Source organism: Streptomyces sp. SID3343, from assembly GCF_009865215.1.
Classification (GTDB): Bacteria; Actinomycetota; Actinomycetes; order Streptomycetales; family Streptomycetaceae; genus Embleya.
This window is the reverse complement of sequence record NZ_WWJX01000721.1, coordinates 1-23,854: the sequence shown is the minus strand read 5'-3', so window position 1 is coordinate 23,854 and position 23,854 is coordinate 1. Positions and strand designations below refer to the sequence as shown.

Sequence of the window (23,854 nt, the reverse complement as noted above, 5' to 3'; positions counted from 1 at the left end):
CGGCGCCTCGCGCGTCACACGTGCGAGACCTCCGGGCCGCACCCACGCGAGGCCCCCGCGTCCGCGAGGCTCCGCGTCACACCCGCAAGACCTCCGCGTCACACCCGCGAGATCTCCACCTCGAACCCCGCCGCAGTCAGGTCGGGCACGATGCGCGCCGCGTCGCCCTCGACCACCACCGCGAGGTCGTCGGGGCGCAGGTGGGTGGCCGCCGCGCGGTTGACGGCCGCGAGGTCGGTCCCGAGCACCTGGGCGTACTCGCCCGTGACGTGGTCGTCGGCGAGCCCGTGCACGATCGCCTCGACGAGCCGGCTGCCGATGCCGCCCGGCGTCTGCAACTGGATGGGCATGCTGCCGAGCGAATGCGCCCGGGTCGCCGCCAACTCCGACGCGGTGACGCCCTCCGCCCGCATCCGCCGCACCTCGCCGATCGCGTCGGTGACCGCGGCCGCGGTCACCTCGGTGTGCACCGACGCCGACACCGTGAAGACGCCCGATCGGCGGCCGTGGCCGAACGACGCGTGCGCGCCGTACGTGTAGCCCTTGACCTCGCGCAGCAGGTGGTTGAGCCGGGACATGAAGCTCCCGCCCAACACCTCCGCGAACAACTCGATCGCGATCAGGTCCGGCGTCGAACGCGGCGGCGCGGTATGCCCGATCCGCAACACCGACTGCACCGCGCCCGGCCGGTCCACCACGATCGCACGAGCGCTGGAGCACACCGCGTCGAACGGCATCAGCGGAGCCCGCTCGACCGAACCCGCCGCGTCCGCGCCCGCGAACGCGATCCGGCCCAACGCGTCGAGATCGACCGTGTCCAGGTCGGCGACCACCGCGAGCGTGCCCGGCGCGACCATCCGCCGCGCGTGAAAGGCCCGAATCGCGGCGGCGTCCAGGCGCGTCGCGGTCTCGGGCGTACCGCCGAGCAGCCCGCCCAGGCGCGTGTCCGGGCCGAACAGGGTCTGCCGGTAGGCCAGTTGGGCCCGGGTACCGGGCTGCGCCCAGGACGTCTTCAGCGACCGCTCGTGGTCGGCCAAAAAGCGCTCGACGTCGGTGTCGGTGAACGCGGGCCGACGGACCGCCTCCGCGAGCATCTCGACCCCGGTGGCGAGCCGGTCGGCCGGCAGGTCGAGGCCCACCTCCTGGGTCTCCCACCCGCACGCGAGCCGCCACTGCGCGCCCAGGCCCTCGACGGCGAGGCCGAACGCGTCCGCGTCGCGGTCGAGTGTGCCCTCGTCGAGCAGCGAGCAGGTGATCCGGGCCAGCCCGTCGAGGCCGACCGGCTCGTGCAACGCGCCGCTCTCCAGGACGAGTTTGGCCCACGCGAGGCCGGCCCCGGGCAGGTGCGCGGCGACCACCTCGCCGCCGGCGACCCGGACCCGCCGGACGTCGGGAAAGCGGTACGGGCGCGGGTCGGTGCCCTCGGGGCGTTCGGCTACCAACGTGTGCTCGCTCATGCGGCGGCCTCCGGCTCGGTGATCCCGTCGGCGGCGTCCGCGACGTCTGCGGCATCCGCCTCCGGCAGGAAGGACAACACGATCCGGTTGTCCGCGTGCAGGACGTCCGCCGCGACCCGCTGTACGTCGTCGGCGGTCACCGCGAGCAAGTCGTCCAGGTGGGCGCGAATCGCGTCCGCGTCGCCGTGCAGTGTCGCGAACCGGCCGATCGCGTCGGCCCGCGAGCCCGCCGTGGCCAGCTCGCGCAGCCAGTCGCCGGCCAACATCGCGCGCACGCGCTCCACTTCCTCCTCGGTCACCCCGTCGCGCACCACGTCGTCGCAGACCGCGACGTAGGCGGCCAGGAGGTCGTCGGGCTCGACGCCCTCGCTCGGCGCGCACGAACCCATCACCACCGAGTCGAAGTGCATGAAGCCCCACGCCGACAGGTACGAACCGGCGGCCTGGGCCAGGTTCTTCGCGGTTACCAATTCGCGGTACAACCGGCTGCCGCGCCCGCGACCGACGATCGCCGTGAGCACGTTGACCGCCGGCGCGTCCGCGCTGCCGAAGCGCGGCGAGCGGTGTGCCAGGAACAGGCGTGGCGTGGGCACGTCGCGGTACAGGCGCAGGTGTCGCCCGGTGCCGAACCGGCGTGGCAGCGGCGCGGGGTCCGGCTGCGGGAACGCGCCGCGCGCGGCGATCCCACCGAAGTAGCGCCGCGCGAGCGCGACCACCTCGTCGGGGTCGACGTCGCCGACCACGGTCAGTACCGCGTTGTCGGGCGCGTAGTAGGTCGCGTGGAAGTCGACGAAGTCGCTCAGCCGCGCGCCGTCCAGCTCGGCCATCGAGCCGATCGTGGAGGTCGCGTAGGGGTGGCCCGCCGGGTAGGCGAGGGCCACCATCTCCTCCATCCACGTCCCGTAGGGCACGTTGTCGTAGCGTTCGCGGCGCTCGTTCTTGACCACCTCGCGCTGGTTGTCCAGGGTCTCCTGGGTCAGCGCGAGCGAGCCCATCCGGTCGGCTTCGAGCCACAGCGCGAGGGCGAGCTGTCCGGAGGGCACCGTCTGGTAGTAGTTGGTGCGGTCCGGGTTCGTCGACGCGTTGATGTTGTCGCCGCCGCAGCCCTCGATCGCCGCGAAGTGGCCACCCTTGTCGACGTGTGCGGATCCCTCGAACATCAGGTGCTCGAAGAGGTGCGCGAACCCGTGTTTGCCCTCGGCCTCGTGGCGTGAGCCGACGTCGTACCAGAGGTTGACCGCGGCCAGCGGCACGGTCGCGTCCGGACAGACCACCACCCGCAGACCGTTGTCGAGGCGCGTCTGGTGCAGGGCCCACGGGAAGTGGGTCGAAGTTGACGGCACGTCAGATCCCTCCAAGGGGGTCGGGGCGCTCGACGGCGAAACGCCAGTCTCCCAGGTGGAGGTACCGCACGGGACGGCGCGCGGGGGATCGCCGACGCAAACGACCATCCGCACGGGTGTGGTCACCGCCGGGATGGTCGTTCGAGAAGTTCCGTGACCACGTTGCTACACGGCTACGCGAACGCGCGAAGGCGCGAAGGCGCGACCGTGAAGGCGTGGCTACGTGGCTACGTGGCCGCATGGCCGCGTGACGACTACTTGACGAGCTCCGCGAACTTCGCGAGCGACTCGATCAGCGCGTCCTGGGTGGCCTTGGTGACCTTGCCGGCCATCATCTGCACCGCGCCGCCCTTGACCTCGGACTCGATGCGCAGGATCGAGCCGGTGCCGGCCGGCTCGACGATGAAGATCTCGGTCATGTTGACGCCCATCGGGCCCTTGCCGTCGAGCGAGAACGACTTGCCGTCCTCGACCTCGGTGACCGTCCACTTGATGTCGGCGGGGAAGCCCATGAGCTTCATCTTCTCCGGGTACGCCACGCCGGCTTCGAGCTTCGCCGGAGCACCCTCGGGGAACTCGACGTGCGGAACCATCCACTCGCCGAAGACGCTGTAGTCGGTCAGCTTGGCCCACACGGCCTCGGGGCTCGCGGCGACCTCGACCTGCTCGTTGATGACGGGCATGTGTGTGTCCTAACGGTTTTGAGCTGCGTGGAGCTGCGGCTCGGAGCATGGGGTTCCCGGAACGTACCGCCGATAGGTGACTCAGTCAATGGTGTCGTGGTACGAAACGAGAACATGTTCTAGTTGGTCTGTCGCCGCCGTTGGCTACCCTCGGGCCCTATGACAGGCACGCTGCCGGGAATGCCGGCGGGCACCGAGCGCGGGGTCGAGCTGGAAGCGGTCCTGGAGCGGATCACCTACCAAAACGACGAGAACGGCTGGACCGTCGCCCGCGTCGCCACCGGCCGTTCCGACACCGAACTGCTCACCGTGGTGGGCGCGTTGCTCGGCGCCCAGCCCGGCGAGTCGATCCGCATGCGCGGTCGCTGGGGCAGCCACGCCCAGTTCGGCAAGCAGTTCCAGGTCGAATCCTTCACCACCGTGCTGCCCGCGACCGTGCAGGGCATTCGACGCTACCTCGGTTCCGGCCTGATCAAGGGCATCGGCCCCAAGACCGCAGACCGCATCGTCGAACATTTCGGGGTGCGCTCGCTCGACGTCATCGACGAGGACGCGACTCAGCTGATCCAGGTCCCGGGCCTGGGCCCCAAGCGGACCAAACTGATCGCCGCCGCGTGGGAGGAGCAGAAGGCGATCAAGGAGGTGATGGTCTTCCTCCAGGGCATCGGCATCTCCACGTCGCCGGCCGTGCGGATCTTCAAGGAGTACGGCGACGCGTCGATCACCGTCGTGCGCACCGAGCCCTATCGGCTGGCCGCGGACGTGTGGGGCATCGGTTTCAAGACCGCCGACGCGATCGCCAAGGCCGTCGGCATACCGCACGACGCGCCGCAGCGGATCAAGGCGGGCCTGCAGTACACGTTGTCCGAGGGCGCCGACGACGGGCACTGCTACCTGCCGGCCGACGTCCTCGTCGCCGAGGCGGTCGAGATCCTCGACGTGCCCTCCGAACTCGTCGTGCGTTGTCTCAACGAACTGATGGCCGAGGAGGGCGTGATCTGCGAGGAGATGCCGAGCCCGGTCACCGCGTCCGGCACCCAGGGCGACCCCGAACAGGCCGTTTACCTCGTCCCCTTCCACCGCGCAGAGATCTCCCTCGCGAGCCGGCTGCGTACCCTCCTGGGCGCCCGGGAGGACCGCCTCGCGATGTTCGCCGACGTGGACTGGGAGCGCGCCCTCGCGTGGCTGAAGGGCCGTACCGGCACGGCGTTGGCACCCGAACAGGAACAGGCGGTACGGCTCGCGCTGACCGCCAAGGTCGCGGTGCTCACCGGCGGCCCGGGCTGCGGCAAGAGCTTCACGGTGCGCTCGGTGGTGGAACTGGCCCGGGCCCGCGGCGCGACCGTCGTCCTGGCCGCGCCGACCGGCCGCGCGGCCAAACGGCTGGCCGAGCTGACCGGTTGCGAGGCGGCCACCGTGCACCGGCTGCTGCAACTGCGGCCCGGCGGCGACGCGGCGTACGACCAGGACAAGCCGCTCGACGCCGACCTGGTGGTCGTGGACGAGGCGTCGATGCTCGACCTGCTGCTCGCCAACAAGCTCGTCAAGGCCGTGCCGCCGGGCGCGCACGTGCTGTTCGTCGGCGACGTGGACCAGTTGCCCAGCGTCGGCGCGGGCGAGGTGCTGCGCGACCTGTTGGCCGCCGAGCGGCTGCCGCGGGTGCGGCTCACCCAAATCTTTCGGCAGGCGAAGGAGTCGGGCGTGATCGTCAACGCGCACCGGATCAACGCCGGGCGCCCGCCGGTCACCGACGGGCTCACCGACTTCTTCCTCTTCCCCGTCGACGAGGCCGAGGACGCCGCGACGCTCACGGTGGACGTGGTCGCGCGCCGCATCCCGGCCAGGTTCGGCCTCGACGCGCGCCGCGACATCCAGGTACTGGCCCCGATGCACCGCGGCCCCGCCGGCGCCGGCGCGCTCAACCTGCTGCTCCAGCAGTCCCTGACGCCCGCGCGCGAGGGTCTGCCGGAGAAGCGCTTCGGCGGGCGCACCTTCCGGATCGGCGACAAGGTCACCCAGATCCGCAACAACTACGACAAGGGCGCGAACGGCGTCTTCAACGGCACCGGCGGCGTGGTCGTCGCGCTGTCCTCGGAGGAGCAAAAGCTCGTCGTGCGCACCGAGGAGGACGAGGAGATCGACTACGACTTCGCCGAACTCGACGAGTTGCAACACGCGTACGCCGTCACGATCCACCGCTCGCAGGGCAGCGAATACCCGGCGGTGGTCGTCCCGGTCACCACGAGCGCGTGGATGATGCTCCAGCGCAACCTGCTGTACACGGCGGTCACGCGGGCGAAGAAGCTGGTCGTCCTGGTCGGTTCGCGCCGCGCCCTCGCGCAGGCGGTCCGTACGGTGTCGGCGGGCAAACGCTACACGGGCCTCGCGCACCGGCTGGGGCGCTGAGCCGGGGGCGGACCGGGGGCCGGACCGGCGACCGGCCCATCCGTACCGACTCGGAGACCGAAAAAAGAAGCCCGCCGTCACCTCGTGGGTGACGGCGGACTCTCGATTTCGCTTCGCGCGGCGCGGCGCGGCCGGTGGACCCTCTAGCGGATCATCCGAAGACCGATGCGCTCGACGCCCTTGCGGGCCATCGCCATCGCGGGCACCAGCAGCGCCAGGGTGACCTGCACGGTGCAACCCATGTCCAGGATCCAGTCGCTGCCGGGGGCATCGGCAGCCCACGCGGCCAGGCAGCTCATGCTCAGCGCGATGCCCGCCATGACCAGGATCGCGAGGTTGCCCTGCGGCTTGGGGTATTCGACCCGGCTCACCATGAGCGCGGCCACCGCCACGATCAGCACGGCCGCCGGGGTGAACGGCAGGTCGAGCAGCACGATCGACACGACCGTCATCGCGCCCATGGGAATGGGCATGCCTTGGAAGACCCCGGGGCGACCCGGGGTGGTCGCGAATCTCGCCAGGCGCAGTACGCCGGCGAGCAGGATCGACAACGCCACCAGCACGGCCGGGGCCCGGCTGGGCTCCAACGGTACGGCCGCCCACGTGACCACGAAGAACGCCGGAGCGACGCCGAACGTGATGACGTCGGCGAGGTTGTCCAACTGCGCGCCGAGCGAGGACATCCGGAGCTTGCGCGCCACCATGCCGTCACACAGGTCGCACAAGGCGCCGATGAGCATCAGCACGACGGCGGCCGCCGCGCTGCGCCGGTCGGCGGGTACCCCGCTGTCGTCCATCTGCGACTTGATCGTCGCCCACGCGAGGAAGTAGATCGCGAGGAACCCGCACGCCGCGTTGCCGAGCGTGAGGACGTCCGCCATCGAGATCCGCGAGGACAGGCACGCCTGTGGATCGTCCTCGACCGGAGTGCCCAGAATGTTCAGTTCCGGGCCATCCAGGTCGGTCGTATCGTCGTAATCAGTCCCGGTCAAGACGCGTCTCTCCCGCTGTTGTCCGTTGTCCCACGGTAACCGCGGGCTCGACGCCCGGCGGCAGGTACACGTCCACGCGCGAGCCGAACCGGATCAGCCCGATCCGGTCGCCGCACGCGACCTCGGTGCCCGGCTCGATGTACGGCACGATGCGACGCGCGACGGTGCCGGCGATCTGGATCAGTTCCACATCGCCGATCGCGGTGTCGAAGATCCACACAACGCGCTCGTTGTGCTCGCTCTCCTTGTTGAAGGCCGGGACGAAGCCGCCCGCTTTGTGTTCCACGGACTTCACGACGCCGTCCAGCGGCGCGCGGTTCACATGGACGTTGAGCGGGCTCATGAACGTCGCGATCCGGGTCCGGCCGTCCGGCCACGCGTCGATGCTTTGGACCACTCCATCGGCCGAGGCGATCACGCCTTCGGTGCCGATGGTTCGCTCCGGGTCACGGAAGAACCACAACATGCCGCCGGTCAGCGCCAGCGTCGGCACGGCCGCGAAGGCCCAGCGCCGGTTACGCAGTGCGGCCAAACCGGTAAGCGCGCCGGTCAGAGCCGTCGGCACCAGCCAGGGAGAAGCTCCCTTGGCCAGGCGCGGTCGCTGACTCGCCGCGAACCCCGCCGGTACCGGCGTGGGGAAATCGTCACTCATCGAGAACCTTTGTCGGGGGGCGTGCCCGTCGGTAACGGGCGGCACTCGGCGGATGCTACCTAGACAGAGGGTCATCGCGCTGCGGGCGATGATCACCCACGGCGCGCCGGGTTTGCCCAAATCGGCGTATTTCGGACGCGACTTGGGTGTTTCTTGGCCTGGGAACCGGTTGCCCGTATCCACAAGGTTGCCCTCCGCACATACCTGCTGTGAAGAGGCCGCGGGTCCCGCTCCCATACGGGGTCCGTGGCGTCGATCACGTAGGCCGTAGCGTCGCGCCGGCCCGAGCCGCTTGGCTTGGACCATGGCGGATCGTCACAAAACCGTGACACGGCGGCGGATCGGTCGATCCACCGCCGTGCCCAAGGGTAAACGCCTTCTTGTGACGATGCGTCAGAGAAGCGTCGGAGATGTGTGGGAGACGGCTGCGTAGTGCCGTCCGGGAGACCTTGCGAAGGATCTCCCAGGGGACGATTCGACAGACGTTATGCGAGACCTTTCGAGAGCGCCGAGAGACCTTTGACGGGACCTCCGGAGGGACTTGCGGAGGGACCCTTCGAGCGGACTTTCGAGAGACGTCGGTCCTGGGCGCGTCGCGAGGCGTCACGAGGCGTCACGAGGCTTCGCGAGACCTTCGGGAGGTGTCGCGGGGCGTCGCGAGGTGTCGGGACGCGCCCAGGGTGGCGTCAGGCTTGTGCTGTGCTCAGTCCGATCATCGTGCCCGGGCGCTCGCCGGTGGGCTGTGCGTCGAGCACCGTCGGGACGCCGCGCACGATGGTCGCGCGCACACCGGCCGGGCCGCGAGTGAACCGCCACGAGCCGTCCGGGTTGTCGTAGCGCTTCTCCTCCGGCCGGACCTCGATCTCGTCGAGCGCGAACACGACCAGGTCGCCCGCGCGGCCCGGGGCGATCACCCCGCGGTCGTGCAGGCCGAAGAAGCCGGCGAGTTTGCCGGTGAGATTGTGTACGGCCTCCTCGACCTTCATCAGGCCGGTGTCGCGCACGTAGCGGGTCAGCAGGTAGACATTCTCGCCGGAGCCGCAGAACAACTGCAGGTGCGCCCCCGAGTCGTTGATGTTGGTCAGCGTGTGCGGTTCGTTGAACAGGCCGGCGACGACCGGCTCGTCGAACTCGTCCGGGATGCCGCGCAGGCAGGACAGGATGCCGTTGTTGCCGATCCACGTCGCCAATGCGTCGGAGATGTGCAGACCCTCCCGGTCGGCGTACGCCTGGAGGGAGATGTCCAACGGCCCGTGGCCGGTCTCGGAGATCGCGAAGATCAGCGAGTCCGGGCGATCCAGTCGAGATGTCGACGACGAAACGCGGTTGTCCCAGTCCTTGCGGGCCTGGGCGCGCCACTGCGGATCGGCCAGGGTGGCGAGTTTGGTCTCCGCCGGGCCGTTGATCCACGAGTTCCACGCCGCGACTCGCTGGAAGGTGAGCGCGCGCTCGAAGTTGAAGAACGGCTCCAACGGCTTGTGCGGGACGTTCGGCCAGAAGTCGACGCCGTCGGCGCGCAGCCTGCGGTGCAGCGCGATGGTCTGTTCCCGCAGGTAGTCCTCGCGCACGGTGGAGGGAATGGCCGTCCACTGGGCGCGGATTCCGCGCGGTTTGCAGATCCGGGCGAAGCGCTCGACGTCGGCGTCGATGCTCTCCGGTTCGTTGAAGCGGGTGATCATCTGGAGCGTCGCGCCGGGGTGTCGCGCGAGTACGTCGGCGAGCGCCTCGAACTCGGCGTCCTCGGCGAGCCGAGTGGGCACGGGCTTGAGGTAGCGGTCCTTGTCGAAGACGTTCGTCGACAAACCTATTGCTCCATGAGTCAACGACTCGTCGAGCAGTGCGGCCATCTCCGCGATCTCCTCGGTGGTGGCCGCGCGCGACCACGACGCCTCCGCCCCCATCACCGTGGTGCGCAGGGTGAGGTGACCGACGAAGCCCGCGACGTTGACCGACACGGCCTGGCCACGACACGCGTCGCGATACTCCGGCCAGCGCTCCCACGTCCACGGCACCCGGTCCTGGAAGGCGGTGAGCGGGAGGTCCTCCAGGAAACAGAAGAGGTCGAGGACCGGGCCGCGCGCGCTCTCCTGCAGGGGCGCCACCGACATGCCGCAGTTGCCGAACACCACGGTGGTCGTGCCGTAGGCGGGCAGCGGGTCCAGGTCGGGGTTCCACCACATCGCGCCGTCGACGTGGGTGTGCGCCTCGATGAAGCCCGGCGCGACGTACGCGCCGCCGGCGTCGATCACCCGCTCGCCGTCCCCCGCCGCGAGGTCGGGGCCGACCTCGACGATGACCCCGTCCCGCACCCGCACGTCGGCGCGGACGGGGGCTGCGCCCGTTCCGTCCACGACGGTTCCTCCACGTACCAACAGATCGGCCATCGCGTGTGCTCCCTCTTGTGGGGTGTGCCCGGCTGCGCTCCTCGGGATTTACGTTACGTGTTGTAACTTAACTTGGTGAAGTATTCAAGGGTCCGACGCGGTTGCCCCGGGCTTCGCCGCTCAGGCGCGCGAGGCGGGGCGCAGGATGCTCTCGAAGATCCGGTTGAAGCTGTCGGTGCCGTGGCCGGCCGCCACCTGGCGGTCGATCAGGGTCTGGACCACGGCCGGTACGTCGACGGCCACGCCTTGATCGCGGCTCGTCTCGACGATGGCGTCGAGCGCGAGCTTGTTGAAGTTCAGGCTCTGGGTTTCGGCGGCGTACTCCCCCTTGTCGAAGAACTCCGCCTGCGCGGGCAGTGACGTGGTCATCGCGTTGATCCAGGGGCCGGCCATCCGCGCGAAGTCGGCAGCGGGTACGCCCTCGGTGGCCACCATCGCGGCGCCGTGCGCGAAGCCTGCGAACATCGAGTACATCGCGCCGAGCAGGGCGAGGTCGTACAGCGACGCACGGCCCGCGTCGGCGCCGAAGTATTGCGCGCCGCCGAGCAGGTCGAGGAGCGCGCGATGGGCCTCGTAGGCGGCCTGGGAGCCGCTGTACAACAGGGACGCCACCGGCAGGCCGATCATCGGCGGGACGGCCATGATCGCGCCGTCGAGATACGTGATGCCGTGTTCGGCCGCCCACGCGGCGCTCTCGCGGGCCTGCTCGGGCGTGGTCGTGGTGAGGTTGACGACGACGCGGCCGGCCAGGACGTCGGCGAGTGGGTCGAGGGTCCGGTGTACCGACGCGTGGTCGAGCAGGACCACCACGACCACGGGCGAGGCGGCGACGGCGTCGGCGGCGCTCGCGGCGAGGTCGGCGCCCTTGGTGACGAGGTCGTCGGCCTTGCCGGGGGTGCGGTTCCACACCGTGGTGGCGTGGCCGCCGCGGCGGAAGGTGTCGGCGACGGCGAGTCCCATGGCGCCCAGACCGAGAACCGTGACGGGTGTGTTGCGAGCGTTCATCGTGCTTCTCCAACTGGTGGCGGCGGGTGTTCCACCATGTTTGATTCACACGATCCGACCCACAAGTACCTACATCGAAGTCAGGTACCGACGAATGGGTAAGTGTCCTGGTCGGAGGCACCGCGCGGCGCGGGAGCGGGTGGTGCGGGGTTTACGTGTCCCGGTGTACGGACACACGGCTGTTCGTCCGCAGGCGCTTCGGTCCCGCGGCGTGTCACGCGAGGAGCGACGAACATGGCGAGCAAGTACGGCCGAACCGCGGCAGCCTTGACGATCACCGCGGCCCTGACCCTGACCGCGGCGGCGTGCGGCGACGACGACAACGGCGGTGGCGACAACAAGTCGGCGCCCACCACCATCCCGTCCGCGCTCGAATCCGCAGGGGAGGACGCCAAGGACGCCCTCGCGTCGGCGAGCGCGAGCGCGGCGGCCAAGCTCGACGAGATCAAGGGCGGCCTCGACGCCAAGTCGGACGCGTCCATCGGCCGCCCCGAGGCCGACGGCGACCGCACCAAGGCGGAGGTCACCGTCGACAACAAGACGGACAAGACCGCCGACTACACCCTGCTGGTCCAATTCCGCAACGACGACGGCAAGCTCCTGGACGCCGTCGTCCTGACCGTGGACGACGTCGGAGCGGGCAAGCAGAGCAAGGCGACCGCCCGCAGCCACTTCAAACTCACGGGCGCGACGAAGGCCGACGTCGGACGAGTGATCCGGCACTGACGGGACCGAGACCGCCCACGAGCGATGGAGCGACTCGGGCAACACCGGCCGCAGCGGCGCCGCACGAGCCCCCGACGACCCGCTCCCCCGTCGGCGCGGCCCGTACGGTCGGGCGGGTCGCGGTGTCCCTTCCCCGATTCCTTGTTCCTTACAGTCTCCGTTCCTCACAGTCTTCGTTCCTTACCGTCTCCGTTCCTTACAGTCTTCGCGGCGCACGCACGCATAGGTGCGCGTTGTTCGCACCGCGCCCCCGTGCCTCAGCCCGTCAGGACCTTGCGCAGCCGCTTGGCCTCGACGACCGCGCGTGAACCGCTCTTCTTGTCGGCCAACGCGTCCAGACCGCGGATCGGGACGTCACGCGCACCGGACTTCGCGGCGGTCTCCGCCGCGAGCGCGAGGGCGGCGGGGATGCCCGTCGCCTTCCGGCCGGACAGCAGGTCGGGAAGGAGGCCGCCGAGCACGCCCCAGACGGCCTCGTGGGCACCCGCGCGGGCAGCCTCCTGGAGGGAGGCCACCACTCGGTTCGTCTTGAGCCCGCGGGTACGGATCGCCTCGCCGATGTCGCGGCCCAGCGCGCCCGCGTCCCACGGCTCGTCCCGGGCGGCCAGGGTGATGAACGCGTCCACCGCGGCCGTGCGGTCCTCGGGGACGTGCGCGCCGAAAGCGTACGTGAGGGCGATCGACATGCCCGCACCCAACGGGCCCTCCGCCTCGGCGAGCAGCGGCAACGCCTCCGCGCCGCGGCAGGCCCGGTCGATCGACGACTGGGTGCGGATCGCGAGGTGCGCGGCGAGTACGTCCCGAGCCTGGGGCAGGATCATCGTCCAGCAGCGCAGGTCCGTATCGGTGGACTCGGACCACGCCCGCCGACGCACGACGTCGCCGGGGTCGAGCAGGGAGTAGAGCGATCCCGCGCTCTCCGGCAGCAGACCGTCGGGCATCGGCGCGACCCACGCGAGCGGGCCGTCGAGGTGGATCCATTTGCGGGTAGCCGACACGTACTCGCGGTGCACCCGGTCGAAGCGCTTGTGGTCCACGATCCCCGGCGGCAGGCCGCCGGCGGCGAAGGTCTTCGCGACCCGCAGGCCGGCGGGCGACGTGAGCCGACCGGCGCGGGCGACCAGGGCCGGGTCCAGGTCGGCGGGCAGCCGCAGGAGGGCCTGATCGACGTCCCGACGCCACGGGGTCGCGCCCGTGCTCTCCCACTCCTCCAGGCCCGCCACGAGGGCCTCGGGGTCCACGTGGCCGGTCGCCGTGACGATCTCGGCGAGGTAGGGGCCCGACGTCGGCACCCGAAGCCGCTGCGCGACCTCGTACAGGCGCGCCAGCAGGAAGCGTTGGGGCGCCTCGATCCGGTCGATCTCGGGCTTGCCGCCCGGGATGATGTCGAGATCGGAGTCGGGCGCCGCCGCCTTGCCGAACAGACTGCGGAACCAGCCCGGGCGGCTGCCGCCCAGACCGGTCGCGGCGGCGACCATCGCACCGATCGCCCCCTGGACCTGATGGGCGAACCACCTCTGTTCGACGATGTGCGCGTGCCGCTCGGTGATCGGCAGCAGCGCCGCGTGCAACGCCGCCCGGTCGTTGGCGTGTTCGCGCAGCAGCGCGGAGACGATCCGTTCGATCGCGATCGGGTCCGCGCTGCGTCCGCGCCAACTCACCCACGGAGAGGCCGTCCCGGCGAACAACACCGAGATCTCCTCGACCAGTTCGTCGAGCGAGGCGATCGGCGCCGGCAGTTCCCGCGGCGCGGGCGGAAGCAGCGGAAGGTCGAAGTCCTCGGTCGGCTCGACCTCCTCGCCGGCGCCGCCGAGCGTCGCGATCGCCTCTGCCCGGATCACGTCCCCGAGCAGTCCGAGCGAGTCGCGCAACTCGGCCCGCAGGGCCGCCACTCGGTCGGCCGGCCACTTCGCCGTGTGCTTCGCGATCAGCGCGACGGCCCGCTCCTGGAGGTCCGTGGCCGGCGACCCGAACACGGTGCCCGCGCTCACGAGCAGGACCTCCGCGTGGTCCGGGTGTCGCTTGAGCGCCTGGCCGAGCCAGGTCAGTTGGGTTCGGACGAGCTTCTTCTCGGCCCGGAACAGCACCGATCGGCTCGCCTCCGCGACCTGTTCGGCGCTCAGCCGGCCTGCGGCGTCGAGCCCGCGCAGCACGTCCTGCGCCAGACCGGCGACGGGGGACGGCGCGTCGGGCAACAGCCGCAGGTAGGCCGTCGTGCGCGCGGCCAGCTCGTCCTCGGTGGGCTTCAGTTGCTCGTGCATACGCACGAACGCGCGCAGCGCGCCGGGGCGTTCACTGCGCAGGAGCCGGGACACACAGCCGTCGAGGACCACCTCGCGCTCCACCGGCCGGGCTTCGGTGAGTTGCACGAGCGTCGGGCCCCAACCGTCGCCCTTGCCCGACCACGCCTCATACTGCTCGATGAGCTGACCGACCCCGGCGACCTCGAACAGGTGTGGCAGCAGAGGAAGGAAGTAGGCGTCCCCGCCGAGTTGTTCGGCGAGCGATCGGGCGCCGGTGCCGCGCGTGGCGCCGCTGCGGTGCCGGACCCAGCCGAGCACATAGCCGTCGGACGTCGGGGCGGGCAGGCCACCGGCTCGCGCGAGCAGGTCGGCGAGGTCCCAGTCGTCCGACCACGCGTCGGCGGGCAGCTTCGCCGCGAGCCGCCCGGCGATCTCGGGTATCCATTCCGGCTTGCGGTCGCGCAGGACCGCGAGCACGGGCCGGTGGGAGCCGACGGCACCCCATTGCAGGTCGCGTCGGGCCAGCCACTGGGCGATCGTCGCCGCGCCGCCCAGACAGGCCGCGCCGGCCACGCGCAGGATCGGAACCAGCCTGCGGTGGGTGAAGCCCTCGGCGTCGCGCAGTTTCTTGACGGACTCCTTGATGTCCGGCACCAACGCGCGCCGCTCGGCCTCGGTGCGGCCGGCGAAGGCCGCGACCATGGCGGCGTGTTCGTCCGGGGCCAGCGCGCGCAACCGTTCCCACGTGAGCGGTTCGGCGCGGTCGTCGATCGAGGCCGTCATCGGTTCGTCTCCTGCTCGGTCGCGGTGGTGGTCGAACCAGCAGTGGTGGTCGACGTAGCAGTGGTGGTCGAGGCCGCGGAAGTGGCCGGCGCCGAGGCCGGTCCCGCAGAGCCCGCCCCCGAGCCCTGGCCCGTCGCCCGGCTCCGCACGATCTGAGTCGCCAACAAGTGCTTGCAGGGCCCCCGCCCGCCGCGATACTCCGCCCACCACTGGCACGTACAACTTCCGTCCCCCACCAGGCGCAGCCCATAGGTCCGGTCCCCACTGACCACCCGAGCACTCTCCCCGTCGAGGGTCACCGCGTCCGCCGCCACGAGCGCGTGCGCGTCCCGCAGACGCGGGTTCATCCGCTCGACCCTGCCCGTGTCGTACGGCAGTTCGCGGTGGTAGTAGGCGGCCTCCGCGACGTCGTAGCCGATCCGGCCGCCGGTGCCCAGACGTACCAGCGCCGAGCGCACCCGCTCGGCGGTCAGCCCCGACCCGGCGACCAGTTCGCCGATCTCGATCCTGGGCTCCCACGCGAGCAGCGCCGAGATCAGGTCGGCGTCCTCGCCGCTCGTGTCGCCCGCGAGCCCGGTCAGTACCGCGCCCTCGCCGGAGAAGCCCCGCGCGGGGTCGGGGGACAGCGTCAGGGTCAGCCGCATGCCCGGGAGTTCGATCTCCCACGCCGAGGAGACCGCCGTGCTGCGCGGGCCCACCACGGGCCCGTACACGCGCAACGCGAGCGCGTGCCGCAGGATCCGGGTCAGCGCCTGGAGTCGATCGGCCCCCGGCAGGCACACCGCGCCCGCCACCGGGCGCGCGGTGAGTCGCAGCGACCGACCGGCCGGCACCGCCCACAGCGCCTGCTTGGCGCCGCGTGGGAGGGCGCGCAGGAACCGCACCGCCTCGCCCGCCGCGACTTCGGCCCGAAGGTCGAACGCCCCCGAGATCACCTGGACTTCGGCGAAGCCGCGCAGCCAGCGCTCGGGCAGTGGCACCTTCTTCTCCACCACGGGCCCGTCGAAGGTGGTGACCGTCACGTCGTCGGGTCCGACCGCGAGGTGCAGGGGGTCCGCGCCGCCCACCTTGGCGAGCGCCTCGCGCAGCGGCGCGTTGACGTCCACGTTGGTCGTCCCGGTGCCGAACATCTCGCCGTCGATGCCGGCGGGCAGGACGTCGAGGCGCGCGTGCACGCCACAGCACGCGGAGAAGGATTCGAAGCGCAGTCGGTCCCCGTTGCCGGTGACCACCGGGTCCAGCGATCCGGGCCGCAACGGCTGGTAGTAACGCGCCGCCGCGACGTCCGCGACCGCGAGCAGCCCGCCCGCGGCCGCCTCGGGGGCGGTCAGGAAGCCGGAGAAGAAGCGCGGGAAGGGTGTCAGGCCGTGTGAGGTCAGGCCACCGCACGTCTGGAGGCCGAGGGAGGTTCGGCCGTCGTCGGCGCGCAGCGCGGAGGGTCGCAGATAGGTGAAGGACTGCACCGGGGAGGACATGGCCGAAACCGTAGACAGCCCCGCCGACACCGTGTTCGGCCGGTGGACCACGGCCCGGCGGCCCTCGGTCGTTGCCTCGGTTACGGAAAAGATCGGGCAAAGGACTGAGCGCTACCCGCGCCGCCCGCTCTGCGCGCGTAGTGTCCGCGCCGGCCTGCTCACGTCCCTCGTTCGGCCCTGCGCCGCCCCTCGGCTTCGTCGGATACATCCGGATTACCCGGTAGTAGAGGGGGATTCTTTGCACCACAGCATCGATTAGGTGCTATCCGCTGTGCGAGCATGGGCGGCTGGGGCTCGGGTCCCGAACGGTGACAAGCCGACATGGCGTCACACGGGCGGTCCGGGTGGGGTGGTGGCACATCGTCAGAGAGTGCTGTTTTAACCATGATCCGAGGACGCGTGGCAACGCGCCGGCATACTATGCGCTGGTCCATTCAGCCGGAGGTAGCAGATGCCCGCAACGCAGCCGGGGAGCGGCTCGACGGTTCGCCGTATTCTCCTCGGTTCCCAGCTTCGCCGTCTGCGCGAGGCGAAGGGGATTACGCGGGAGGAGGCCGGTTACGAGATCCGTGCCTCCGAATCCAAGATCAGTCGAATGGAACTCGGGCGAGTCAGCTTCAAGGACCGCGACGTGGCTGATCTCCTGACGATGTACGGCGTCGTGGACGAGACGGAACGAGCCGCGTTGCAAAATCTCGCGGCGGAGGCCAACGCGCAGGGCTGGTGGCACAACTACAACGACATCCTGCCGAGCTGGTTCCAGGTGTACGTCGGCCTGGAGGAGGCCGCCTCGGTCATCCGCACGTACGAGGTGCAGTTCGTCCCCGGTCTGCTCCAGACCCGCGAGTACGCCCGTGCGGTCGTCATCGCCGGGCAGCCGTCCGCGACCAACGCCGAGGTCGATCGCCGCGTGGGACTGCGGATGCAGCGCCAGTCGATCCTGTACCGCGACAAGCCGCCGCGTCTGTGGGTCGTGCTCGACGAGGCGGCTCTGCGTCGCCCGATCGGCGGCCGCGACGTGATGCGCGACCAGGTCCGGCATCTCATCGAGATGGCGGCCCTGCCCAACGTGACGATCCAGATCATGCCGTTCCGGTTCGGCGCGCACGCCGCCGAGGGCGGCCCGTTCCTGTTGCTGCGCTTCCCCGAGAGCGACCTGCCGGACGTGGTGTACCTCGAACAGCTCACCAGCGCGCTCTACCTGGACAAGCGCGACGAGGTCGACGCCTACACCGAGGTCATGGACCGGCTCAGTGTCGACGGCATGCCGCCCGACAAGAGCGTGGACCTGCTGCAGCGGATCCTGAAGGAGAACTGACCGCGGTCGACAAGGCGGACCACCCGGGTGGAGCGACCCCCGGGTGGAACCTCACGCGAGCAGGTTGTCGAAATCCCCGTCCTTGACCCCGAGGATGAGCGCCTCGATCTCGGCGCGCGTATAGATCAGCGCCGGCCCGTCGGGGTACCGCGAATTGCGAACCGCGAAGTCGCCGTCCGGCAGTGCCGCCATTTCGACGCAATTGCCCTGAGAGTTGCTTCTGCGACTCTTCTGCCACGTGACCCCGTCGAGGGTCGTGGCGGGTACCCCGTTGTGCGTTGCCTGCATGACGCTTCTCCTGGACCTCTCGCCGAGCGACCCGGCGGCGGTCGCCCGCCTCCGGTTACGGCACGTGTCGTTCCTTCGTCCCGGTCCGTCATAATTCATTCCCGGCCCGGTCCGACTTACGCATGCACGTGCATCTGACCATGCATATGCAGCGTACATCGGTGATGATAGCGCAGCACGTGTCCACCCACACGAGAGGGCTCGTCCATTCCCAAGCCTTTCAAGCGGGCCATAAAACCTGCTTAAGCCGCACCGGACGAAGCGGACGCAAGAATGAGAAAAACCCGCCGAAGGATCGACGGGTAAACGCCTGGCGTCTTAATACGGTTGCCGACACCGGATGTGAATTAGAACTCTCCACAAACGTGCAACGCAATGCGCCCCGCGCTCTCGCGCGGCGTCGTCCTCAGGCGGGTATCTCGAACATGGCCCAGACGACCTTTCCGGTCCTGCGGCCCATACCGTTCAACGGGAACCAACCCCATGAATCACTGAAGCAACCGACCAGATACAGACCGCGACCGGATTCCTCGTCCTCGCCGCCTTCCTGCATCTCGGGCAGGTTCTCCCCGGGATCCTGCACGGCGCACATCACACGTTCACCCTTGCGCAGAAGCGCGAGCTGAATGTTGTGCGCGACGTCGGTCGCATCGTCACGGCCGGCGTTCAGACCGTGGCACAGCGCATTGGTGACGAGTTCGGAGACGACGAGCGCGAGGTCGTCCTCCAAGCCGGCGGCACCCCAGCCCGCGAGCACCGACTGAGTAAAGTCACGGGCTGCCTTGACCGACTCGCGTCGAGCGGCGAGGGCCTGTATCGCGATATCGGAGGTTGGTCCCATATCCCCGGCCAGAGGCTCCATCCACTGAAACGTCGACGTCCGGAACCCTGCGGGACTCGCGACGGTCATCCGTGCCTCCGAGCGGGTACTGGTCCCCGGCCTGTTGGGAACGCGGCGGGAGGGCTGGCCTCACGAGCGTCCATGCACATGCGCGTGCACATGCACTTACTTCATTATGAGGATGCCGACCCCAACTGCAAGACCGGATGCACGTGCATCGACGATTTCTGCGTCTGCACCGCGCCGATGCACGTGCATTTCGATCGACCAGAGGCCACTTCACGACCGGTTCCGGGACATAACAGAGAACCGGTCGTTTCTTTCTTTTGCTCTTACATCGGGAAGAGTCCGGACATACCTCGCGGCGGGTCAGCGAGTGGTCACCGTGCGGTCTCGATCGGGGGTCCCGCGACGTCTGCGGCCGGATATGGGCGGTGGGTCGAGCAGCGTCCGAGGCCGCGTGCGCAGCCGAGCCGGGGCGTCCGTGTCCGGGTACGCCGCGGGCCCGGGGCGACCCTCGCCCCGGGCCCGCGACACCGTCAGACCGACGCGGGCGCCGGCTCCCCGGAGGACGCGCCGTCCGCCGAGCCGTCCCTGCCGCGACCGGCGTACCCACCCACCAGCGCGACGCCCGAGAGCAGCAGCACCGCCAGGCCCGGGCCGATGAGCAGCCACGGCATCACCGAGACCTCGGTGTCCTTGTCGGGGATGCTGTCCGCGTTCTTGAAGGTGTCGATGTTCGCGCCGATGTTGTCCACCAGAGCGTTGAACTTGGCGAGGATGCGATCGGTCTCCAACAGGCCCTTGCCGACCGCGGGGTAGGTCGTCGAAAGCTCCGCGGTGAACTGCTCGGTCGACTTCTGCGCGATCTTGGCCATCTGGGGGATGGACTTGGCCTTCATCCCGGCGGCCATGTCACCGAGCGTCTTGAGGTCCTGGTGCGCCTGCTGATAGCCGGCGTCGGTGAACGTCGGCCGGAACGCGGTGAACATCTTCTCCGAGGCCTCGGTCTTGCCGACCACCCCGGTGGCGAACGTACCGACCACCAGGCCGAGGCCGATCACCGCCGCGATCCCCAGGCACACCGTGGTCAGTACCGCCCTGGTGCCGGTGAACGAGAGCAGCAGACCACCGGCGCCGACCACGAGCAGGATGATGCCCGGGATCAGATAGAGATAGGTGACCGCGGTATTGGGCAGGTCGGAGGTCGGGATGTCGTCGGCCTGGCGGAAATTGCCCGCCTGCTCGTCCATCGTCCCGGCGAGTTTGTTGAAGCGCGGCATGATCGTCGGGACTTCCTTGAGTCCCTTGGGGACCTCGGGAGACGACATGCCCATCAGGCCGACGAGCCCCTCCGTGGACGTGCGGGCCTGTTGGGCCATGCCCGGCAGCGTCTCCGCTTGGAGCTGCGTGAGCATCGCGTTCATCGTGGCGAGGTCGGTCTTGTTCTCAGCGATCGCCGACTTGGTGAAGCCGGAGCGGAAATCGTTGGTCAGATCGTCCACGGCCTGCGTCTTCTTCGGCAGGCCGGCGGCCAGCGGGAAGATGATCAGGGCCGCACCCAGCAGGGCGATCAGCACCAGCGCCACGTGGCGGTAGGCACGCACAGCGGGTTCTCCCTTCGCTTTCCGTCATTACTCGGATCGTATGGGTGATGTCGATCATCGCCCGGGAGCCGCTCGACGGAAAGCACCTGTTCTAGTTGTTTGTCACTCGGGCAGCCGATCTTTGCAAAGCGCGACCCGCCCGTCAGCTACCGGCGAGTAATGTCATGGGATCGAGATCTCCCACACATCGCCCACATCGCCCATGGAGGGCTTCACCGGCAGGCGCTAGCGTGCGCTCGCGGCTCGTGCGGCCGCGATGTGGCTGGACAAAACGTGTGGGCACTGTGAACGGAGGTCGCCGGTGGATCTTGAACCGACGGAGGATCAAAAGGCGGTACAGGGGGCCTTTTCGGAGTTCTTCGCCGATCGTTGCCCGATTTCCGCGGTGCGCTCGGCCGAACCCCTGGGATTCGACCTCGACCTGTGGCAACGACTCGCCGCGATGGGCGCCCCCGGCATGGCGCTGCCCGAGCGGGCCGGCGGCGGCGGGGCGACCCGGCTCGACCTGACCCTGCTCCTGCACGAGGCGGGCCGGGCGCTGGCGCCCGTGCCGCTCAGCGGACACCTGGCCGCGTCCCGACTCCTGGCCGACACCCCGTGGGGCGCGGACGTGGCCGAGGGAACCCTGATCGCGGCACCGGCCCTGCGGCCCACCGTGGACGGCCTGGCCCGGCTCGTGCCGGGCGGCGCGGTCGCGCACGTGGTGGTGGCCCTGGACGAGAACGAGTTGGTGGCGGTACGGGGCGAGCCGACCATGGCGGCGCCGCCCAATCACGCGTGCTCCCCGCTGGCCGACCGCTACATCCGTGACGACGACGGCGGCCGGGTGGTCCTGGCGACGGGTGACGACGCGGTCAAGCGCTACGCCGGGCTGCGGCGCGAATGGCAGTTGTACACGGCGGCCACGCTCGCCGGGCTGGCCGAGCGCGCCCTGGAGATCGCCGTCGCTTACACGAAGGAGCGTGAACAGTTCGGCAAGCCGATCGGCGCGTTCCAGGCGGTACAACAGGGCCTGGCCGACCTGGTGGGCCCGATCGACGGGATCAGGCTGCTGGCCGCGCGGGCCGCGTGGTGCGCCGACGAGGGCGACCCCGCAGACGCGCGGCGGCTCGCGGCGATGGCGTTCCTGGCCGCGACGGACGTCGCGCGTACCGCCACCTATCGCGCGGTGCACGTGCACGGCGGCTACGGCGTGACGCTCGAATACGACATCCAGCTGTACTTCCGACGGGCCCGGGGGTGGCCACTGGTGCTCGGGGATCCCGACGAGGCGTATCAACGGCTGGCCGACGACCTCTTCGGACCCGTGGGGAGCATCTGATGGACTTTCAGCCGAAGGAATCGGTCGAGGAGTTCCGCCGTTGGATCCGTGCGTTCGTCGCGGAGCACCTGACCGAGGACATGGTCGAACGGGCCCGGCGCACGGGCACGTTCCACGACTGGGAGTTCCACCGCGCGCTCGCCGCGACCGGCGTGATCGCCGAGGGGATGGCGGGTCCGGGGCGAGCCACCGGGCGCGACCCGTTGGAGCTGTACGTCTTCTTCGACGAACTCGGGCTCGCCGACGCGCCGTTCTACGGGCTCGCCAACACCATGCTGGTGGCGGGCATCGTCGAGCAGATCGGCAGCGCGTTCCATCTGGCCGAGGTACTGCCGCGGTTCCATCGCGGCGAGGCGATCGCGGCGCTGGGCTACAGCGAGCCCGGGTCGGGCTCCGACGTCGCGGCGGCGGCCACGCGCGCGGAACGGATCGCGGGGCACCCCGAGGACGAGCCGGTGTGGCGGGTGAACGGGCAGAAGATGTTCACCACGCTCGTGCACGAGGCGGGCTACGTGATCCTGTTGACCCGCACCGACACGGAACTGCCCAAGCACCGCGGGCTGACCATGTTCCTGGTGCCGATGGACCTGCCCGGCATCTCCTTCCAGCCGGTCGAGACGATGGGCGGGGACCGCACCAACATCACCTACTTCACCGACGTCGAGGTACCGGACCGCTGGCGGCTCGGCGAGATCAACGGCGGGTGGGGCGTGATGAAGGTGGCCCTCGCGTACGAGCGCGGGGTCTTCGGCAACATGAACCAGGGCGTTTCGCTGTTGCGCAGGTTCACCCGGTGGGCAGGTGAGAACGGGACGTTGGACGACGCGTCCGTGCGCAAGCGGCTGGCCGGCATCGCGATCGACAACGAGATCACCGCACTGCTGGCTCTGCGACCCGCGCTGATCGCCAGTCGCGGCGAGTTGCCGACGACGGAGGGCTCGATCGCGAAACTGTACGCGAGCGAGTCGTACAACCGCGCCGCGGAAGCCTGCCTGGACATGGCCGGAGCCGAGGGCCTGCTCGGCGACCCGGGCGACGCATGGTTCGTCGACCACGCCGCGCGGGATGCGCCGGTGACGGCGATCTACGGCGGCACCAGCGAAATCCAACGCAACAACATCGCCGAACACCGCCTGGGCCTCCCCCGAGCCCGCTGACCCCGCGTTGTCCTCAAACGCCGGACGGGCTGATTCCAGCCCGTCCGGCGCTTGAGGACACCCGCAAACCAAGACCCACCACCTCACCGAGGCAACCAATCCAGCCCGTCCGGCGCTTGAGGACACCCGCAAAGCCAGGCTCACCACCTCGCCGAGGCAACCAAACCAGCCCGTCCGGCGTTTGAGGACACCCGTGATGAGAGGTTCGCGGCTTTCCGAAGGCGGTGTGGCCGGGCAGCAGACTGCGACATGGCAGACTTCGGCACCGTTCACACGTGAGCGAACGGAGTTTGTTGCCATGCGGCCCCTGCACGACGAGGATCCCCCCACCGTAGGTCCCTACCGATTGGTGGGGCGGCTCGGTGAAGGGACCACGGCTCGGACCTACCTCGGTGCCGCGCCCGACGACGTGCCCGTGATCGTGCGGGTGATCCGGGACGATCTCGGCCGGGATCCGGAGTTTCGGGCGCGGTTCGGCCAAGAGGTCGACGCCGCACGCCGGTTGCCGGGCCCCGGTACCGCGCTCGTCCTGGACGCCGAGACCACCGGGCACCGGCTCTGGTACGCGACCACACACGTGCCGGGCCCCACCCTGGCCGAGACCGTGCGCCGGTTCGGCCCCCTGCCCGGACACGCGGTGCGCGTGCTGGCCGGTGAACTCGCCCACGCACTCGGCCAGTTGCATGCGCTCGGCCTCGCGCACGGTCGGCTCGACCCGGAGGCGGTACTGCTCGGTCCCGACGGACCGCGGCTGCCGACGTTCGGCGTCGCGCGGGCCGCGGGCGGTTCGTCGGTGACCGCCGACGGGGTCGTGCTCGGCACGGTCCTGGACTCCCCCGCCTTCCGATCCCCGGAGCAGGTGCGGGATCTGCCGGTGGGCCCGGAATCCGACGTGTTCTCGCTCGGGTCCGTACTCGTGTTCGCCGCGACCGCCATGGGGCCGTTCGACCGGGGCGGCGAGGGCTCCCCCGCCGACCGCGTCGCCGACGCCGACCCGGATCTCGACGACGTGCCCGCGTCGCTGCGCGGTCTGCTCGCCGCGTGCCTGGTCAAGGATCCCGCCCTGCGCTCCACTCCCGAGGACGTGGAGCGGGTCGCGGCCGGTGTCCCGGGCCCCGACTGGCTGCCGGCGGCCACCGCCGCGTGGGTCGCCGAGCGGGTGGCTCGGCCGTG

Annotated in this window: 18 protein-coding genes; 6 read left to right on the top strand and 12 right to left on the bottom strand. The window is 70.1% G+C overall.

The window, feature by feature from the left end:
* Positions 1 to 98: 98 nt before the first annotated feature.
* The 3 genes from GT354_RS21810 to GT354_RS21800 all read right to left on the bottom strand — a co-directional run bounded on the left by GT354_RS21810 (position 99) and on the right by GT354_RS21800 (position 3,483).
* Positions 99 to 1,457, bottom strand: coding sequence for a pitrilysin family protein (locus GT354_RS21810; RefSeq protein ID WP_161358049.1), 1,359 nt, complete (start codon positions 1,455 to 1,457; stop codon positions 99 to 101).
* Positions 1,454 to 2,800 carry a pitrilysin family protein gene (locus GT354_RS21805; protein ID WP_346012115.1) on the bottom strand — a complete coding sequence of 449 codons (1,347 nt, stop codon included), beginning with the start codon at positions 2,798 to 2,800 and terminating at the stop codon, positions 1,454 to 1,456. Before GT354_RS21805 ends, GT354_RS21810 begins: the two co-directional genes overlap by 4 nt.
* Positions 2,801 to 3,054: 254 nt before the next feature.
* The gene (locus tag GT354_RS21800; protein ID WP_161358048.1) at positions 3,055 to 3,483 is read right to left on the bottom strand and encodes an SRPBCC family protein; all 429 of its coding nucleotides are present in this window, start codon (positions 3,481 to 3,483) and stop codon (positions 3,055 to 3,057) included.
* Positions 3,484 to 3,642: 159 nt separating this feature from the next.
* On the opposite strand from GT354_RS21800, the gene GT354_RS21795 reads away from it, so the two are divergent.
* Positions 3,643 to 5,889: an ATP-dependent RecD-like DNA helicase gene (locus GT354_RS21795; RefSeq protein WP_237535321.1), complete on the top strand. Its 2,247-nt coding sequence runs from the start codon at positions 3,643 to 3,645 to the stop codon at positions 5,887 to 5,889.
* Between the two features lie 143 nt (positions 5,890 to 6,032).
* On the opposite strand, the gene pssA is transcribed toward GT354_RS21795, so the two are convergent.
* From pssA to GT354_RS21775, 4 genes are all read right to left on the bottom strand, one after another.
* Positions 6,033 to 6,881: a CDP-diacylglycerol--serine O-phosphatidyltransferase gene (gene pssA / locus GT354_RS21790; RefSeq protein ID WP_161358047.1), complete on the bottom strand. Its 849-nt coding sequence runs from the start codon at positions 6,879 to 6,881 to the stop codon at positions 6,033 to 6,035.
* Positions 6,868 to 7,533 carry a phosphatidylserine decarboxylase gene (locus tag GT354_RS21785; RefSeq protein ID WP_161358056.1) on the bottom strand — a complete coding sequence of 222 codons (666 nt, stop codon included), beginning with the start codon at positions 7,531 to 7,533 and terminating at the stop codon, positions 6,868 to 6,870. Before GT354_RS21785 ends, pssA begins: the two co-directional genes overlap by 14 nt.
* Before the next feature lie 686 nt (positions 7,534 to 8,219).
* Positions 8,220 to 9,917, bottom strand: a complete 1,698-nt coding sequence (locus tag GT354_RS21780) for an amidohydrolase family protein (protein ID WP_161358046.1) — start codon at positions 9,915 to 9,917, stop codon at positions 8,220 to 8,222.
* Between the two features lie 120 nt (positions 9,918 to 10,037).
* On the bottom strand, positions 10,038 to 10,922 hold the full coding sequence (locus GT354_RS21775) for an NAD(P)-binding domain-containing protein (protein WP_161358045.1): 885 nt from the start codon (positions 10,920 to 10,922) through the stop codon (positions 10,038 to 10,040).
* 234 nt (positions 10,923 to 11,156) lie between these two features.
* Between GT354_RS21775 and GT354_RS21770 the strand changes: the two genes are divergently transcribed.
* Positions 11,157 to 11,648, top strand: coding sequence for a hypothetical protein (locus GT354_RS21770; protein WP_161358044.1), 492 nt, complete (start codon positions 11,157 to 11,159; stop codon positions 11,646 to 11,648).
* Between the two features lie 257 nt (positions 11,649 to 11,905).
* On the opposite strand, the gene GT354_RS21765 is transcribed toward GT354_RS21770, so the two are convergent.
* Together GT354_RS21765 and GT354_RS21760 are read right to left on the bottom strand one after the other, a co-directional pair.
* The gene (locus GT354_RS21765) at positions 11,906 to 14,674 is read right to left on the bottom strand and encodes a DUF6493 family protein (protein WP_161358043.1); all 2,769 of its coding nucleotides are present in this window, start codon (positions 14,672 to 14,674) and stop codon (positions 11,906 to 11,908) included.
* Positions 14,671 to 16,149: an SWIM zinc finger family protein gene (locus tag GT354_RS21760; protein WP_161358042.1), complete on the bottom strand. Its 1,479-nt coding sequence runs from the start codon at positions 16,147 to 16,149 to the stop codon at positions 14,671 to 14,673. Before GT354_RS21760 ends, GT354_RS21765 begins: the two co-directional genes overlap by 4 nt.
* Before the next feature lie 451 nt (positions 16,150 to 16,600).
* Between GT354_RS21760 and GT354_RS21755 the strand changes: the two genes are divergently transcribed.
* A complete protein-coding gene (locus GT354_RS21755) occupies positions 16,601 to 17,467 on the top strand; it encodes a helix-turn-helix transcriptional regulator (protein WP_161358041.1) in 867 nt (288 codons plus the stop codon).
* A gap of 51 nt (positions 17,468 to 17,518) precedes the next feature.
* Here GT354_RS21755 and GT354_RS21750 read toward each other — a convergent pair whose 3' ends face one another.
* From GT354_RS21750 to GT354_RS21740, 3 genes are all read right to left on the bottom strand, one after another.
* A complete protein-coding gene (locus GT354_RS21750; protein WP_161358039.1) occupies positions 17,519 to 17,755 on the bottom strand; it encodes a DUF397 domain-containing protein in 237 nt (78 codons plus the stop codon).
* A 406-nt stretch (positions 17,756 to 18,161) separates the two neighbouring features.
* On the bottom strand, positions 18,162 to 18,617 hold the full coding sequence (locus GT354_RS21745) for an ATP-binding protein (protein WP_161358038.1): 456 nt from the start codon (positions 18,615 to 18,617) through the stop codon (positions 18,162 to 18,164).
* Between the two features lie 518 nt (positions 18,618 to 19,135).
* Positions 19,136 to 20,203 carry a hypothetical protein gene (locus GT354_RS21740; protein ID WP_161358036.1) on the bottom strand — a complete coding sequence of 356 codons (1,068 nt, stop codon included), beginning with the start codon at positions 20,201 to 20,203 and terminating at the stop codon, positions 19,136 to 19,138.
* Positions 20,204 to 20,504: 301 nt separating this feature from the next.
* Here GT354_RS21740 and GT354_RS21735 point away from each other — a divergent pair, with 301 nt between their 5' ends.
* The 3 genes from GT354_RS21735 to GT354_RS21725 form a co-directional block, all read left to right on the top strand.
* Positions 20,505 to 21,524 (top strand): acyl-CoA dehydrogenase, encoded by a 1,020-nt coding sequence (locus GT354_RS21735; protein ID WP_161358035.1) that lies wholly within the window; start codon positions 20,505 to 20,507, stop codon positions 21,522 to 21,524.
* Complete coding sequence (locus GT354_RS21730; protein WP_161358033.1) at positions 21,524 to 22,681, top strand: acyl-CoA dehydrogenase family protein; 1,158 nt, start codon at positions 21,524 to 21,526, stop codon at positions 22,679 to 22,681. Before GT354_RS21735 ends, GT354_RS21730 begins: the two co-directional genes overlap by 1 nt.
* Before the next feature lie 298 nt (positions 22,682 to 22,979).
* The coding region (locus GT354_RS21725) for a serine/threonine-protein kinase (RefSeq protein ID WP_161358031.1) at positions 22,980 to 23,854 on the top strand (875 nt) is incomplete at its 3' end.